Origin of the sequence: Chitinophaga eiseniae (assembly GCF_900167135.1) — a bacterium.
Taxonomy (GTDB): domain Bacteria; phylum Bacteroidota; class Bacteroidia; order Chitinophagales; family Chitinophagaceae; genus Chitinophaga; species Chitinophaga eiseniae.
Genome location: NZ_FUWZ01000002.1, coordinates 1,283,562 through 1,299,972, shown reverse-complemented (window position 1 = coordinate 1,299,972; position 16,411 = coordinate 1,283,562). Strand labels below are relative to the sequence as shown.

Genomic DNA, 16,411 nt, shown 5'->3' with positions numbered 1-16,411 from the left:
ATAGAAAAATATGGTTTAGTAACCCGGGTTCTGTACCAGGTTTTTGTTAACAGCAAGATCGCTGGTGGGAATGGGGAACAGCAGGTTCCTTGGGTTATCAGCGGGTTTCAGTTGCCATGGCTGCAGGAATTTACCGAAGCGGATCAGGTCTTGTCTTCTCCAGCCTTCCCAGTAAAGCTCGCGTCCTCTTTCGTCCAGCAGGGAATTTACGTCCAGGGCGCCCAGCGCTGTAGCGCCACGGGCTAACCGTATTTCGTTCACGATGGCGAGCGCGCCGGCGGCATTACCGGTACGCAGCAGGGCTTCTGCTTTCATCAGCAGCACGTCGGCATAGCGGAAGAAAACGTAGTCATTGCTGGCTTCGTTGTTATCCTTTGAATTTGTGGAAGTGAAAAAGTCCGGTACATATTTGATAACGCGGATACCGGTCACTTCCAGGTTGGCGCCGGATTCTTTGAGCTGTACATCACGGGTGAAAGCCAGTGGATTGCCTTTACGGTCTTTCAGCGGGTTATGGTTCACGTCATATTGCTGACCGATGAGGAAGCCTGCGAGCATGCCGCTGGTATCTGTCAGACCGGCATAGGCGCCGCCTCTCCTTCTGTCGGAAGCCTGGAATTTGTCGTAGAAATCGGACAGGGTGGTGAAGCCGTTCCAGCCGCTGGGCGTCATGTTGTAGTGTACGGTGAATTTCCAGCGGGCGTAGGTGGCGTTGCCGCTACGTACGGTGCTGAAGCCGGGACCATTTTGCTGCGTGAAGATATTTTCTGTGGATTTTAAATCGTTGTCACGGGCAAAATTGTCGAAGTAATCGGTGGCCAGCCTGTAAGTGCCGGTGCCTTTGATCTGATCTGCGAGGGTGATGACCTGTTGCATGTCAGCTGCAGCGAAAGTGGGTGCGGCCCTGTTGAGGAACGCGCCTTTGTTGAGGTAACACTTCATCAGCAGGGCACGGGCGGCGTCCTTATTGGCCACGTAGGCGGGTGTTGCAGGGCGTGCGCCGAGGTCCGGCATGATCGCGTTGAGCTCGGAGATGATATAGTCCAGCGCTTCCTGTGTTTTCAGCACTTTAGGTGCATTCAGGAGGGTGTCGGAAGGGTTTCTGAAGGGTACTTGCCCCCAGAGGTCCAGCACGGTGAACATAGAAAGGGCGCGAAGGAAACGGGCCTGCGCCGCCTGGTTGTTGCTCGGTTTGAAATTGAGCACGTTGCTGGCACTGAACTGCAGCGTGAGCAGGTTGGTGAATGCCGACTGAATGTGGGCGTGGTCTGCATTCCATGTATGTTCGTGGAGGGAGCGCCATACGCCGTTATCGTCCCAGTCGCCGCCGCGGGTGGGCCCTACTGTTTCGTCGGTTGTCATCTGGGAGAGGCCCCAGCTGTTGTCAAATTCCTGGTAAGGCAGCTGCAGGTTGTCGTAGGCGCCTTTTAAGAGAGCCGGAACTTTGATCACCGAGTCGGCATCTTTCCGGTTAATGGTGGAGCCGAGCTGCTCGTTGAGCCCGCAGGCCTGGAAGCCTGCGATAGCAGCGATGGCGATAGCGGATCGGAAAATATGTTTAGTCATGATAACAGGTTTAAGGTGAATGGTTTACAAAGAAAACAGGATGCCGAGCATGACCGTTCTGGCAGTTGGATACGGACCGTATTCAATGCCGAAGGAGGTCACACCATTCACGTTTTTGTCGGTATTCACTTCAGGATCGAAGCCGCTGTATTTGGTGATCACGAAGAGGTTCTGGCCGGTAGCATATACTGCGGCGTTTTTCAGGACACGGCCTACGTCACCGATGTTATAGGTAAGCGTCACGTTATCCAGTTTGAAGAAGTTGCCTTTTTCGAGATAACGGGAAGACACGGTGATGGGATTGGAAAGCGCTTCACCGTTGCCCAGGATAGACTTCGCAATGTTGCGGGAGCCGAGGTTACCGATAGGCAGTACGGTATTAGCGGTGTTGTTGTACACTTCGTGACCAAAGGCGCCGTGGCCGCTGGCTGCCAGTACCCATTTTTTGAACACCAGTTCGGTGTTGATACCGAGGAGTACTTTCGGATTGGGATTGGTGAGATAATACAGGGTGTTGCCGTTGTCGGCGTATTGTGCCTGGCCTTTGTCATCGAAGCCTTCAAACTTGCGCACGTAGAAGGTATTCAGCGGATAACCGTTGGCAAGCCTTTGCGCGGTGGCGCCGGATACGCCCTGGCCGCTGATAGCGCCGGTGAGTACCGGAGGACCATCATAGTTTTTCAGTTCGTTGTGCAGCACAGTGCCGTTTACGCCTAATGTCCACCGCAGCTCTTTCTTCCGGACGATATCGCCTTTGAGGGATACCTCGACCCCGTTGTTGATCACATTGCCGGGCAGGTTGATCCAGTAGGTAGATGCAGGCGCCGGCTGGATGGCAGGGAAGCTGAACAGCAGATTGCTGGTGTTTTTATAGAAATAGTCCACGCTGCCGTAGATGCGGTTGTCTACCAGACTGAAGTCGATACCGGCGTTGAACTGTTTGGAACTTTCCCATTTCAGGTTGGGGTTGGCCACATTGGTGAGAGCGGCGGAGCCGGAAGCTCCCAGACCGTATTGTTCCTGTGCTGCGCCGGCGGGGAATTCCTGGTTGCCGGTAGCGCCATAACCTAACCTCAGTGCGAGATTGTTAATGGTTTTATTGCCTTTCAGAAAATCTTCGCCGGTGATGTTCCATTTGGCGGCAAAGGACGGAAAGTAGCCGTATTTGTTGTTGGAACCGAATTTACTGGAGCCGTCGGCCCTCAGGGTACCGGTAATGATGTATTTGTCATAAAGGTTGAAGGTCGCTCTACCGAAGAAAGACTGCAGCTCGGAGCTGGGGTTTCTGAAAGAGCTGATATTGGTATTGGCCTGTGCGGGGGCCTGGAGGATGTCGGTATATTTTACGGCATAAGTCGGGAACCCGGTAGCGCCGAGGCCCATACCGAAATAGTCAAATTTCTGGTATTCGTGGCCTACTACGGCGTTCAGGCTGAAGTCCGGATTAAATTGTTTGTTGAAGCTGAGGGTGTTGGTCAGCAACTGGGTCGTCAGTTCAACGTTGCCATAATAAGCGAGCCCCTGTTTCATGATACCGGGGATATTGATAAAAGAAGCTACCTGCGTCTGTCTTTTGCCCACCTGGTGGTTGATGCTGTAGAGCGCACGGTATTCCCAGTTGTCATTGAATTTATAATAGGGAGATACGCTGGCCAATATATAGCTGATGTTTACTTTGTCGTCGTAAGCCTGGGACATAGCTTCCGGATTGACCGCACTACCTTCGCCGAGGATGTTCAGGGTGCCGTCGGCATTCCGGAGGGACATCGTCGGGTTCCACTGCAGGGCCATACTGATAAGGCTGCCGGTGAAGCCGGCGTCGTTGGTGATGGGCGCCAGTTGTTCGGTGGTTTGGGCAGCCATGATGTTGTAATCGATGCCCAGTTTTTTGCTTTCGAGGAACTTGGTCTGGCCGTTGAGAGTGGCGGTATATTTTTTCAGGCCGGATTTTTTAACGATGCCTTCCTGGTCCTGTACGCCGAAGGAGGCGCGATAGCGGCTGGTTTCGTTGCCGCCGCTCATGGCCACATTGATGTTATGAGTGATGCCGGTGCGGAGAATGGATTTCATGCCGTTGGAACTGCTGCCGTAGTCGCCGCCTGACAGGTTGTAAGTTTTCAGGGCGGAGCGGTATTCGTCTGCATCAAGTACGTCCAGTTGTTTCATGATATTGCTGGCGCCGACAGAATAGGCTACATCGAGACGGGTGGGGCCGGGCGTGCCTTTTTTGGTGCTGATGATGATGACGCCGTTGGCGCCGCGGGAGCCGTAGATAGCGGTGGCGGAGGCGTCTTTCAGCACATCCATGGAGGCGATATCGCTGGAGTTGATGAAGTTGAGCGGGTTGGCGTCCGGTGTCTGGCCAAGGCCGCTGACATTGATGGCGGGCCGGGCTACACGTCCGTCGAGGGGTACCCCGTCGATAACATACAGGGGCTGGTTGCCGGACCTTACGGACGATACGCCCCTGATGCGCACGGTGGCAGAGGCGCCGGGAGCGCCGCTGTTGTTGAGCACCATCAGGCCGGACACCTTACCCTGGATCAGCTGATCGGGGGCGGAGGTGATACCCCGGTTAAAGTCTGCGGCTTTCACCTGGGAGATGGCGCCGGTGATATCTTTTTTACGGGAGGTACCGTAACCCACCACCACAACGTCGGTGAGAGTGGTGTTTTCGGCCACCAGTTTTACGTCTACATGGGTTTTGTTGGCGATACTGACTTCCTGTGCGGTTTGACCGATAAAGGAGATCACCAGGGTGTTGGCGCCAGGGCCAACGGATACCTTGAAATTACCATCAGGATCGGTGGTGGTCCCGCTTTTAGTGCCCTTGATCTGCACGGAAGCACCTGGGATAGGGGCGCCTTTGTCATCTGTAACCTTACCTGTCACGGTCCTGTTCTGGGCCATGAGCAGACCCTGTAACAACATGAAACATGTGCACAGGAAAAGATGCCTGAAAAGTCGTGTTTTCATCATAATGTGGATTTTTGAGCAGTGAATGACTGATCTGTTTACCGTGGATTTAAAAACTTAGATTCAAATTGGTTGCTGAATGTGGAGACCTGCTCGACATGCTGAACAACGTGGATTTAATAAATTAACTGGTTTACGTGGGTGGCAATGATGCCTTGACTTAGATTCGTTTATTGGCTTTTAAAAGTTTCAGAATTTTGGTTTATGCTTCCTTTTAGCCAAAGTAAGAAAGCAATGTTCAGGTGAACAACTAATACAATATAAATATAGAAAATAAAAGGCTATTTTGACAGTATATTGATGCTATTATTTTGAAAAACAACAAGTTGTGAACAAATATAAATTTTATATATATTGACGGTATTAACCCCTTTTATCCTGTTTTTCAAAGGGCTTTTATGGCCATAATCCGGTTTTCAAACTCCTCGTTGGGCACTAAAGAGCGTTTTTTGATTTTGGTTTTATAAGCGTAAATCGTGTTAACGGAGTACTCCAATATCCGGGCAATTTTTTCATTATCAGTGATGCCTATACGAATCAGGGCAAAAATCCGGAGATCGGTATTTAATAATTCATCTTCCCGGAGGGCTACCCGGTTGGCGGGTTCAAACAGGGCATTAAATTCTTCTACAAAATGTGGGAATATCTTCAGAAACACCTTGTCAAAATTGGTGAAAAGGTCTTCCCGCTCCTGCCGTATATTGATATTATTTACAAGATATTTTACCTCGTTGGGTTTATTGTCGGTTAATTTTTGCTCAAGGGCATGTTTTAGTTTTTCAATCTTGCTGATATAAGAAGCATAGATGTTAAAACAGTAACCCACATATTCTTCTTTTATTTTGTTGGCTTCGAGCAACTGGTTATTGATTTCCTGTTGTTTGAGATGGGCGGCGGTGATAATTTCCTGTGCTACCTTCAGTTTGCGCACCTGCCGGGTAACAGTGACAGCCAGTATCACTACGGCTACCAGCAATAATGTAACGATGGAGGCATAAATGAGTAGTGACCTGGTTCTTTCTTCGGCGGTATTGATTCTTTCCTGCTCGATGATAGGTAAAATACTACTAACCTGTACCTTGCGTTGCCTGGCGCCATAGAACACTGCTTCCGCAATGGCCTTTTCAATGAAATGGGAGGCATTTTTGATATCGCCCTTTTCAAACAACAAGGTGGCCAGGGTATACATGGCCATGGTCTCCTTGGTTGACGATTTGATATCCGCGATAGCGGAGCGGTACATCAGTTCTATAGCGGTATCTGACTGATGGGCATGCAGGTAGATATATCCCAGCGTGCAGGCGGCAACGGCCAGCTGCCGGTAATTGAGGCCCGGCTGGTTCAGGTTGGGGTAATTGCCACGGGCGGCGGCAAGATTGCCCATCTTATAATATTGTAGTCCTTTGTTGTACTGATATTCAAAGGAAGCGGGAGACATCAGGTGGAGGGCGGAGTCCATATATAGGCTGCCCTGATGAATGTACGACGGGGAATAATACCGGTCCTGGTTGTAATCGGCCAGGTCGTAGTAGAACCGGCTTTTCATCAGGTAGTATTGGGAACGGATGCTGTCGGGCATACCGGTTACATCGAGGCTATTGAGAAAAGCGGAAGTCTCTGTGAACATGCCGGAAGACAACAGGATAAAACCTATCCTGGTACGGGCATACGTAAGCCGCAGCGGGTCCTGCATCTCGTCCGCGAGCTTTTCCATCAGCCGGGCATATACAAAGGCGGAATCAAAATTGAAAACCTTGTATTGTTCATACAGGAGCTGGTATATATGATAGCGGGCGCCCGGATCGGCGCCGGTAGTGGCAAGGGTACGCCGGATGCTGTCAATGCCTTTTATTTTTAAGGCGTCGTAGACAGGTGCATTTTCGATGCTGCGGTTTAACTCCTTCAGCAAGCTATCCTGTGGAGATTTTCCAAACACATACACCTGCAACATCAGCAAAGCCATCAGGCAGCCTAAGATACGCGTCATAAATTTTGGAATGATAAAGTCACTGGTCCGGGCTAAATTTAAGCGACTTTTTTGATATATTGGTCATTCCTCAACGCGTTTGAGGCTATAGTTAAGGGAGCCGGGGATAGATTGCCTGTCTTTGTCCAGCTGACGGAGTACATCTCCTGCCCTCCGGTAAAAACGCTGAAGATTCCGGTCTTTATCGGGATTGAGTTGAATAATTTCGGCGTCTTTGTCCTCTTTGTCTCCATGCAGCACGGTATACGTGCCTTCGCTGTTAAAAGTCTGGTCTTTCCCGCCTACTCCCTGATAGGTTTCCTTTAGTTTGAAGGTAGGCTCTCCGCCGGCCCCGTTGTCTTCCAGTACCAGGGTGGTCAGGATGCCGCTGCAATCTGCACAGGGCAGCGTGCCGGTATAGGTGATCCGGGCGGGGATAACCGCTGTGCTGTCTGAATGGCCGGCTTGCTGGCCGGAACGCGAATGTTGACAGGCAAAAAAGGCAATAGCAGGTAATAACAGGAGGTATTTCATAACGATGAATGGTTTTCCCGTATAACAACCAGGCCCGGCATTTAGTTAATGCCTGCAGGAGAGGGAACCACCTCAAAGACAAAGAACTGGCTTTCCTCTGCAGCGGAGAAATTGTTATCTGCCACAAACACCAGGCTTTGATGGCCATTGGGTAATACGGGCCCGAAAGTTACCCCTTCAATGTTATCAATGTATTGCCCCAGGGAAGCAAAATCAAAAAGTAAAGATTTGGTAACGGTCTTCACACCGGTGGCCGTCTTCAGAGAATTCACCCTGCTGATATCGGTGGCGCCGCGGAGGTCTGTCAGGAACACTTTGATGGTACAGTCTTTTACGCCGGAGGAGAAGGAACGTTCTATCGACAGCAGCCGGTCATCAGACAATACCAGGATATCAGAGATGCCATTTACTTTAAAGGCATTGGCGGGAACGGTCGGATGGGCCACCGGTTCCAGGCGGTAGGCATATTGGGCAACAGGCTGCATTGTTTTGTTATCAAATTTAATCAACCGGGTAAGGGCGGTGGTATCCCCTACATCTGCGCGGGGACCGTCTTCATAGCGGGGTTCTTCCAGGCTCACGAAAGTGTAGCGGTAGCCAGGGGTGAAGCCCAGGCCTTCGAAAGCGCCGTTGCGGCGGGGACCATTGTCTGTGGCCTGCATACGGAACTGCGCCGGCAAGGAGAAAGAATCAAGATAACGGCCGTCGCGCGAAATTTCATATACGCCGGGATGGGTGAGGATGGTGTCTTTGCTGTTTACGATCCGCTCTCCTTCGCTGCTCCATACGAAACGGTCTTTTTTAGCGTTGTAGCGCAGCGCTTCCGGATCGGGTGTGAGGGCAGCGTTTGCTTTTGCGCCGGGATATGGATGGCCGTTTTGTTGCAACAGTGTGGTCATCCCGGTGAAGCGAACGCTATCGAACGATTGACCGGAAAAATAAAGTTTAGCGGTATAGAAGCGGGCTGGCGCCAGTTCAGAGCGGTCGTCACAGATCATATAATACTGTTGCCGCGAGGCATCGTAGTCTATACCGGAAAGGCCGCCTGTGACGGCGCCCACGAAAGGCATATTGTGCGGGATGGTTTGCACTCCGATAAAGCGGAGCTTTCCGAAGTGTGCGGTAACGGAATGAGTGGCGGGACGCGTGCTGATGCAGCCGGCGAAAAACGCCATGATCATGAAGACAGGCAAAAACCGGGATATTTTCATGGCGGCAATTTAAGACAATTACTAATTAAGGACGAAGTGTAAATACTTCGCCCGTAATTCGTAATTGTTTAATTGCACTAGACAGCTCTGCCTCTAATAATGTTGATTAAGATGGCAATAATGGCAAGTACCAGTAAGGCGTGAATCAATGCGCCGGCAGAATACACAAAAAATCCAAGAACCCATCCAATGATCAGTATGACGGCGATGAGATATAACAGGTTATTCATGTTTTAAGGATTTGGTTCCCCTATACTCCTAAAAAATATATGCCAATGCTGATAAGCCCTTTATATACAATATATAGCGGGAAAAAAGAAGGCCGGAAAGGTGTGGAATCGCTTCCACCATACGAAGAAAAAAAAGGACGGATGCAATAATGACCTGTAGCTGAACTGGCTGGTAATAAAGGCTGTGCGAAATGGTCGCATTTTTGGTTCTCTGTTTACAGATACTATTCTTTAATCCTAAAATTTACCGGAATATGCAACAACAGGAATTACTCGCCGACGTACTCAGCGACCTCGTCAGGATCAATAACGACAGAGTGGAGGGATACGAGCAGTCAATAGAAGCGACGGATGATGTGGATCTGAAGGCACTGTTTCAACGTATGATCGATGACGGCCGCCGGTATGCTTCCCAGTTGTACGACGAATTAGTAGCACTGGGTGAGCAGCGGCATTTCGGCACAACGGCGGCCGGCAAACTATATCGTACCTGGATGGACATAAAGACTGTTTTTACCGGACATGACCGGCACGCTATTCTTTCTTTTTGTGAATACGGGGAAGACGCGGCGCAACGTGCTTACAGCTCCGCTCTCCGATCAGATACGCCTATGTCATACCGCATCAGGGAACTGATCGCTAATCAGCAAAAGGCGCTACGGAATGATCATGACATCATCAAGACGTACAGAGACGTACAACGGATCGTGTATTAGACTTTTCTCCGTGCAGGAAAACGATCATTGTTCATTTTGTTCAAACTAAAGCTAAATACGGTTGTTCAGGAATAGCTTTTTATTTTTGGATAGCGGTATTCCAATCATACTTATTTTTATAAGTAATATGGCAACTACGGGATTTTTCGGTACAAGGCTGCTTCTCCAAAGAAGCAGCCTTTTTTTATGCCTGTAGGTGTACAGGTTTTTAGGATAAGGTACATGGTTATACGGGTCCAAAGCCGGTGATTTTGTTCACCATTCCCGGAATCTGTTCATTTTGTTCATTTTTAGTTCACTGCTTTTTTATACCAGTGTGCATGTTATCTTTAAAACTGATTGAGAGAAGTTTATTACCCCTTGTAATATTGCTTTTTAACCAGCTATGAAAAACAACAAAGGTGGCCGTTAGCGCCACCTTCTTTTATTTAGCCCAGCACCTGGTCCCAGTCTTTCCATACCGGTTCGTATCCGCTTTTTTTCAGCATGTCAGCAATAGCGGCAGCGCTGCGTTCGTCGGATATTTCGAACTGTTCCAGCGATTGCTGGTCGGCGGCGTAACCGCCGGGGTTGGTACGCGATCCGGCGCTCATGCTGGTGATGCCCAGCCGGATGATATGATCTCTGAACGATTCCTGTTCCCGTGTAGAAATACTTAGCTCTACTTCCTGGTTGAAGAGACGGTAGGCACAGATCAGCTGTACCAGCTCCCGGTCATTCATCTCTACTTTAGGCTGGAGTCCGCCGGAGAATGGCCGCAGGCGTGGAAAAGAGATGCTGTACCGCGTTTGCCAGTATTTTTTTTCGAGATACTGTAGGTGAAGTGCGGTAAAAAAACTGTCTGTCCGCCAGTCTTCCAGGCCTATCAATACCCCGAGCCCCATTTTATGAATTCCTGCGCGGCCCAGCCTGTCGGGCGTTTCCAGCCGGTATTGGAAGGATGACTTTCTTCCTTTGGGATGATGTTTTTTGTAATCTTCCTGATGGTAGGTTTCCTGATATACGAGTACAGCGTGTAGTCCCAGGGGAATAAGGGTGGCGTAATCCGCCTCGTCCATCGGTTGCACTTCCATGGAGATATGGGAAAAATGTGGTCGCAGCAGTTGCAGTGTTTTTTTGAAATACTCCAGTCCTACCAGTTGATGGGCTTCACCGGTAACGAGCAGCACGTTGTCGTAGCCCATTTCTTTGATAACGGCGGTCTCCTGGAGTATCTCTGCGGCGCTGAGTGTTTTGCGCCGGATTTTATTATCAAGGCTGAACCCGCAGTAGGTGCAGATATTCTGGCATTCATTGGAGAGATACAGGGGAATGTATAACTGCATGGTGTTGCCGAAACGCTGCAGTGTCCTTTGGTGGCTCATTTCCGCCATGGGCTGTAAGTAAGGCGCCGCGGCGGGAGAGATGAGTGCGGCAAAATCGTCGAGGGTACGGCGCTGGTTATGCAGTGCCTGTTCCACGTCTGCCGCTGTTTTGGAGTAGATGTTTGCTTTTACATCATCCCATTGATATTGCTCAAAAATTTCTTTAAACATGATCGCTGTTTTGATTAAGCTTCGTCCAAAAATGCCACCAGTGGGCTGGAGGCGATGGCCTGTGCGCTGGTGGGCGCCAGTCCTGCTTCATAGGCCATGCGGCCGGCTGCTACGCCGGCTTTGAAGGCGGCGGCCATTGTCACCGGGTCTTTGGCGACAGCCAGCGCGGTATTGACGAGGACGGCGTCGGCTCCCATTTCCATGGCTTGTGCTGCGTGGGAGGGGGCGCCGATGCCTGCGTCTACCACTACGGGCACATTGCTTTGTGCGATGATAATGTCGAGGAAGTCGGCGGTGCGGAGGCCTTTATTGCTGCCGATGGGCGAGCCGAGGGGCATCACGGCTGCTACGCCGGCGTCTTCCAGGCGTTTGCACAATACCGGGTCTGCATGTATATAAGGTAGTACTACAAATCCCAGCTTCACCAGTTCGGTGGCCGCCAGCAGCGTTTCTACCGGATCGGGCATGAGGTAGCGGGGATCGGGATGTATTTCCAGTTTGATCCAGTTGGTGTCGAGTGCTTCCCGTGCCAGCTGGGCGGCGTAAACGGCTTCTTTGGCGGTACGTACGCCGGAGGTGTTGGGCAGCAGTTGTATATGCGGGTGGTGGAGATGCCGCAGCAGGTCGTCGGCCTGATGTTGCAGGTCTACCCTTTTCAAAGCCACGGTCACCAGTTCACTGCCGGAGGCGAGCAGCGCTTCCTCCATCAGTGCGGCGGAGGCGAATTTACCGGTGCCGGTAAACAGGCGGGAACTGAATGTCCGGCCCGCGATGGTTAATGGTTGTGTCATCACTGCTTGTTTAAGAGTTCATAAATATGTTGTACCAGCGGCTGCTGTCCGGCGGACTGTGTAATCAGTCCGCTTACAGCGATACCGTGAATACCCGTCTGGATAATGGCGGGAATATCTGTTTCCAGGATGCCGCCGATGGCTACTACCGGTGTATGGACCTGCTGTTCGCGCAGCGCTGTCATGATCGTCCTGTACCCTTCGAGGCCCAGGACAGGGCTCAGGTTTTGTTTGGTGGTGGTGAAGCGGAATGGTCCGAGCCCTACGTAGCTGGCGCCGTTTCGAACGTGCGTCAGTATATCGGCGAGGGTGTTGGCGGTGCCGCCGACTATTTTCTGTCGCCCCACGATGGCCCTGGCTTCGGCCACGGTCATGTCCTGCAGGCCTACGTGCACGCCTGCGGCGTCAACGGCTGCCGCGATATGCGGATAATCGTTGATGATCAGCAACGCGTTGTAGCGGTCGCAGAGGGCTTTGGCGGCGGTAGCTACGGGTAGTATATTTTCGTGCATTTCGTTTTTAATACGCAGCTGTATCAGCTGGCAGCCGGCTTCGCAGGCCGCCTGGATATTATCGAGGTGGCTGCGCTGTGCTGTTTGCTGGGAGATATAATGCAGTTTGTTGATCATATGTGATGATATCCGGTTAATGAATGGTGACTGGCCAACAGGTTTTCCGTATATGCTTTTGCGTTGGCACAGGCATCGGGCAGCGAGCGGTTAAGGGCAAGATTGGCCGTAATGGCGGCAGACAGCACGCAGCCTGACCCATGTTTGGGATAGACCTGTTTTTGTCCGGGAGGAAACCGTTGTGTACCGTTGGCGGTATACAGGGTGTCTTCGCCAGGGCGGGCCTGATGGTGGCCGCCTTTGAGCAATACAGCGCAGTGTGCGGAGAGTTGCTCGGCCGCCACATCGCCATCGTCGGTGCCTGCCAGCAGCGTGGCTTCTTGATAGTTAGGCGTAATGAGGTACAGCTCGGGCAGCAGCTCCTGCCATGCCTGCCGGGGGATGCTGTTGTGAAAAGCATGTCCTGCGGAGGCTTTCAGCACCGGGTCAAGGATGATGCGGATACCGGGTGACAGGCATTTGATAGTACGTACCAGTTCCAGCAGGGACTGTACATCTGCCATGATGCCTATTTTGCAGTAGCGCACTGTTTCGGTGGCCAGCAGTGGTTGGGCCTGCGCCAGGATGCGCGGCAACGACAGCCAGTCCACCGAGATGAAGTCGCTGGCTGTTTGTATGGTGAGGGCAGTGCATACGCCGAGGCCATATACGCGGTGTTGTTCAAACGTTTTGATGTCTGCCAGCAGGCCTGCTCCCCCGCTGGGGTCGAGGCCTGCGAAGCTCATCACGACTGGTCGTTGCTGTTCCATCGTTGTTGTATGCGCTGATAAGTGGTTACTGCTTTGTCTGGTTGTTGCCAGATGGCGCCTAACAAGGCGGCGCCATCGAAATGCCAGGCTTTCAGCCGGTGGATGTTGGATGCGTTCACGCCTCCCAGCGCCAGTACCTGTTTTCCTTGTTTGCCGGGCAGCGGTTGTGCAAAGCGGCCCTGATAGCCGGCTTTGGAGATGCTGTTGAAAACGGGGCTGAGCAGCAGTACTGAGAATTGCGGCGGTATCGTGGCGATGGCCGCCGTATCATGTATGCCGGTGCTGCAGAGCGGAAAGTGTTGCAGGTCACGGTTGTCGATACTGCAGCGGGCGTTGGCGCTAAGATGCAGTCCTCCTACCGGAAACCGGCTGTTTATTGCCGGTTGGTCGCGGACGATGAAACGCGGAAGCCATTCAGGGTCTGTATTGTCGAGGAAGGCGAGATAGTCGGCCGTTTGCCAGGAGGGTTTGCGCAGCAGGATATGGCTGGCGCCTGCCTGCAGCAGGTCGGTGACTATCTTCGCTTCTTCGTGTATACGTTCAGGTGAGGTGACGATCCAGAGCATCGGCAGTTGTTTTTATTGGTAGATTTCGCCTCCCTGTTCAGCGAAGGAACGGGCTTTGTCCTGCATGCCTGCTTCCAGCACGGCGGCTTCGTCCAGTCCTTCCCGGGCGGCGAAGTCGCGTACCTCCTGCGTGATTTTCATGGAGCAGAAATTGGGTCCGCACATGGAGCAGAAGTGGGCGATTTTAGCGCCTTCCGCCGGCAGTGTTTCGTCGTGATAGGAGCGTGCCGTTTCCGGATCGAGGGAGAGATTGAACTGGTCTTCCCAGCGGAATTCAAAGCGGGCCTTGCTGAGGGCGTTGTCGCGGTGTTGTGCGCCCGGATGGCCTTTGGCCAGGTCGGCGGCATGTGCTGCGATTTTATAGGTGATAACGCCCTGGCGTACATCTTCTTTGTTGGGCAGGCCGAGGTGTTCTTTCGGTGTAACGTAGCAGAGCATGGCGGTGCCGAACCAGCCGATCATCGCCGCACCGATGCCGGAGGTGATGTGATCGTAACCTGGCGCGATGTCGGTAGTGAGGGGGCCGAGGGTGTAGAAAGGTGCTTCGTGGCAGTGTTCCAGCTGTTTGTCCATGTTTTCTTTGATGAGGTGCATGGGTACGTGGCCGGGGCCTTCTATCATCACCTGTATATGATGTTTCCAGGCTATTTTGGTGAGTTCGCCCAGTGTTTCCAGTTCTGCGAACTGTGCGGCGTCGTTGGCGTCGGCGATGCTGCCGGGGCGGAGACCGTCGCCGAGGGAGAAGGACACGTCGTAGGCCTTCATGATCTCGCAGATATCTTCGAAATGGGTGTAGAGGAAGTTTTCCTTGTGGTGAGCGAGGCACCATTTGGCCATGATGGAGCCGCCGCGGGATACGATGCCGGTGGTACGTTTAGCCGTGAGCGGTATATAGCGCAACAGTACGCCTGCGTGGATGGTGAAGTAGTCTACACCTTGTTCTGCCTGTTCGATCAGGGTGTCCCGGAATATTTCCCAGGTGAGGTCTTCCGCTTTGCCGTTTACTTTTTCGAGTGCCTGGTAGATGGGCACGGTACCGATGGGCACGGGTGCGTTACGGATGATCCATTCTCTTGTTTCGTGGATATTTTTGCCGGTGCTGAGGTCCATGATGGTGTCTGCGCCCCAGCGGCAGGACCATACGGCTTTTTCCACTTCTTCTTCGATGCTGGAGGTAATGGCGGAGTTACCGATGTTGGCATTGATTTTTACGAGGAAGTTGCGGCCAATGATCATGGGTTCGCTTTCCGGGTGATTGATATTGGCGGGGATGATTGCGCGTCCGGCGGCTATTTCCTGTCTGACGAATTCCGGGGTGATATGTTTTTTCGGGATATTGGCGCCCATACTGTTGCCGGGATGCTGATGCCAGAGGGGGCTGTTTTCCTGGTAATATTTTTCGGCGTATTGATTTTCGCGGATGGCGATGTATTCCATTTCCGGGGTAATGATGCCTTGCTGCGCGTAATACAGCTGGGTAACATTTTTGCCGGGCAGCGCGCGCAGTGGCCGGGCGGTGATGCTCATGCCGGGCATGTTATCGCCTTTCTGCTGGAGCTGGCGAACGTAGGGGCTGGTGTATTGTGACAGCTGTTCTACGTCTCCCCTGCCGGTGATCCAGCTTTCGCGCAGTCTGGGCAGGCCGCGGGTAACGTCGATGTCAACAGACGGGTCGGTGTACGGGCCGCTGGTGTCGTATACAACGACCGGTTCATTCGGAACGGCATCGCCTTTGCGGCCATGAATACGTGTATCCGTGAGCGTTATTTTACGCATGGCGACTTTTACAGGATGAAGCGTCCCGCTGACATATATTTTTTCTGAGGCGGGAAAGGGTGTGCGGCTGATGGCCACTGGTTGTTTTTGCATGAGAAAGGATTTTGTGGACATGAGAATACCGTTTCGTTATAGCTATATAACGATAAAGGCTAAACGAATAGACAATGCGGGTGAATTATCCTCCCTGTGTGGCGCGGATAATCGTTATGTTGTCTGAGGGTTGCAGGGATTGGTCATTCCAGCTGTTCCTGGGAACGACCTGGTTGTTGACCGCGACGGCAATCCCTTTTTGGGCGGAGAGTTGAATAAACTGTAAGAGCGCAGCAATAGTCGTTCCTTGCTGCACCGCATAAAGTTTATTGTTTACAAGCACTTCCATGCGTGTTGGAATTTAAGTGAAACAATAAACTTTAAGGATGTGTGGAAGATGAGAAAGTTCAGTTACTTTTCCCTACGGCAGTATGAGCTGCTTCAGGTACTGAGGGTATCATCTCAGCTTATCCCGTGTACGGGATAAACACCCCTAAAGTGAGGGGTAAAAGTAGGAAAAAAATAATAATTGCATCGTGATAATTTTATGGGCAGTTGAATGCTGTTTGCCTGGGGAAGGGGCTGTTGCAGCTGTATGCGGCAAAAAATATCCGGCGCATATACTGGTAATTCGTAATTTAGGTTCATGTTAATGAAACAGTTATCGTCATTATTGCTGTGCGTATTATTGTTATTGGCAGCGTGTAAGCCGAAGAAGGCGCCTGTGCAGGAGGAAGCGGCGCAGCATGACAGTAGTCTGCTGGCGGTTACAGACAGCAGCAATGCCGGCGTTACCGACAGCATCGCTGCTGTAACTGATACGCTGCGGGTGGACACAGCTAAGCTCATAGGGAAATGGATACAGCCCGTAGCGGGACTGGATAAGGAGATGCAGGGGTTTCAGCTGCGGAAGAACGGAACGGCACGGTCTATTAACATGTATACGCTGGTATATGAAAAATGGACGTTGAACAATGACACGCTGTTTTTATGGAGCCATTCGGAGGGTGTAAAAGATACCTCCGCTGTCGTGGACACCACCATTATCAGGGAGCTGTCCGACACATCACTGGTACTGTTTCCATTGAAGGCAGCGGAAGGGTATACAGACCGGTATCGCCGGAGCCACTAAT

Annotated in this window: 14 protein-coding genes, 2 pseudogenes and 1 riboswitch; of the genes and pseudogenes, 2 read left to right on the top strand and 14 right to left on the bottom strand. The window is 51.8% G+C overall.

The annotated features are described in order from the left end of the window. Positions 1–15: 15 nt before the first annotated feature. From B5D63_RS35770 to B5D63_RS34660, 7 genes and pseudogenes are all read right to left on the bottom strand, one after another. A pseudogene (locus B5D63_RS35770) lies at positions 16–666 on the bottom strand (RagB/SusD family nutrient uptake outer membrane protein); the annotation flags it as partial. Positions 667–939: 273 nt separating this feature from the next. Beyond that, positions 940–1,566: pseudogene (locus B5D63_RS35765) on the bottom strand (RagB/SusD family nutrient uptake outer membrane protein); the annotation flags it as partial. A 24-nt stretch (positions 1,567–1,590) separates the two neighbouring features. Continuing rightward, entirely contained in the window at positions 1,591–4,545 is a 2,955-nt protein-coding gene (locus tag B5D63_RS14915; protein ID WP_235021544.1) for a SusC/RagA family TonB-linked outer membrane protein, read from the bottom strand. A 382-nt stretch (positions 4,546–4,927) separates the two neighbouring features. Next, a complete protein-coding gene (locus B5D63_RS14910) occupies positions 4,928–6,529 on the bottom strand; it encodes a DUF6377 domain-containing protein (RefSeq protein ID WP_078669573.1) in 1,602 nt (533 codons plus the stop codon). Positions 6,530–6,592: 63 nt separating this feature from the next. Further along, positions 6,593–7,042 (bottom strand): copper resistance protein NlpE, encoded by a 450-nt coding sequence (locus B5D63_RS14905; RefSeq protein WP_078669572.1) that lies wholly within the window; start codon positions 7,040–7,042, stop codon positions 6,593–6,595. A gap of 41 nt (positions 7,043–7,083) precedes the next feature. Then, positions 7,084–8,253: an esterase-like activity of phytase family protein gene (locus B5D63_RS14900; RefSeq protein ID WP_078669571.1), complete on the bottom strand. Its 1,170-nt coding sequence runs from the start codon at positions 8,251–8,253 to the stop codon at positions 7,084–7,086. 77 nt (positions 8,254–8,330) lie between these two features. Then, positions 8,331–8,483 (bottom strand): lmo0937 family membrane protein, encoded by a 153-nt coding sequence (locus tag B5D63_RS34660; RefSeq protein ID WP_143312917.1) that lies wholly within the window; start codon positions 8,481–8,483, stop codon positions 8,331–8,333. A 254-nt stretch (positions 8,484–8,737) separates the two neighbouring features. Between B5D63_RS34660 and B5D63_RS14895 the strand changes: the two genes are divergently transcribed. Continuing rightward, on the top strand, positions 8,738–9,199 hold the full coding sequence (locus B5D63_RS14895; RefSeq protein ID WP_078670330.1) for a ferritin-like domain-containing protein: 462 nt from the start codon (positions 8,738–8,740) through the stop codon (positions 9,197–9,199). 428 nt (positions 9,200–9,627) lie between these two features. Here B5D63_RS14895 and thiH read toward each other — a convergent pair whose 3' ends face one another. From thiH to thiS, 7 genes are all read right to left on the bottom strand, one after another. Then, complete coding sequence (gene thiH / locus B5D63_RS14885) at positions 9,628–10,734, bottom strand: 2-iminoacetate synthase ThiH (protein WP_078669569.1); 1,107 nt, start codon at positions 10,732–10,734, stop codon at positions 9,628–9,630. Positions 10,735–10,748: 14 nt separating this feature from the next. Then, positions 10,749–11,525, bottom strand: coding sequence for a thiazole synthase (locus B5D63_RS14880; RefSeq protein ID WP_078669568.1), 777 nt, complete (start codon positions 11,523–11,525; stop codon positions 10,749–10,751). Continuing rightward, complete coding sequence (locus tag B5D63_RS14875; RefSeq protein WP_078669567.1) at positions 11,525–12,154, bottom strand: thiamine phosphate synthase; 630 nt, start codon at positions 12,152–12,154, stop codon at positions 11,525–11,527. Before B5D63_RS14875 ends, B5D63_RS14880 begins: the two co-directional genes overlap by 1 nt. Beyond that, a complete protein-coding gene (locus B5D63_RS14870; RefSeq protein ID WP_078669566.1) occupies positions 12,151–12,903 on the bottom strand; it encodes a hydroxymethylpyrimidine/phosphomethylpyrimidine kinase in 753 nt (250 codons plus the stop codon). Before B5D63_RS14870 ends, B5D63_RS14875 begins: the two co-directional genes overlap by 4 nt. Then, on the bottom strand, positions 12,879–13,469 hold the full coding sequence (locus tag B5D63_RS14865) for a thiamine phosphate synthase (RefSeq protein WP_078669565.1): 591 nt from the start codon (positions 13,467–13,469) through the stop codon (positions 12,879–12,881). The genes B5D63_RS14870 and B5D63_RS14865 overlap by 25 nt, the downstream gene beginning before the upstream one ends. Before the next feature lie 12 nt (positions 13,470–13,481). After that, positions 13,482–15,338: a phosphomethylpyrimidine synthase ThiC gene (thiC, locus tag B5D63_RS14860; RefSeq protein WP_143312916.1), complete on the bottom strand. Its 1,857-nt coding sequence runs from the start codon at positions 15,336–15,338 to the stop codon at positions 13,482–13,484. An 85-nt stretch (positions 15,339–15,423) separates the two neighbouring features. After that, positions 15,424–15,627, bottom strand: coding sequence for a sulfur carrier protein ThiS (thiS, locus tag B5D63_RS14855; RefSeq protein WP_078669563.1), 204 nt, complete (start codon positions 15,625–15,627; stop codon positions 15,424–15,426). A 52-nt stretch (positions 15,628–15,679) separates the two neighbouring features. Then, positions 15,680–15,783, bottom strand: a riboswitch (TPP riboswitch). A gap of 147 nt (positions 15,784–15,930) precedes the next feature. Here thiS and B5D63_RS14850 point away from each other — a divergent pair. Then, positions 15,931–16,410 carry a lipocalin-like domain-containing protein gene (locus B5D63_RS14850; RefSeq protein ID WP_200817007.1) on the top strand — a complete coding sequence of 160 codons (480 nt, stop codon included), beginning with the start codon at positions 15,931–15,933 and terminating at the stop codon, positions 16,408–16,410. The last annotated feature ends 1 nt before the right edge of the window (position 16,411 follow it).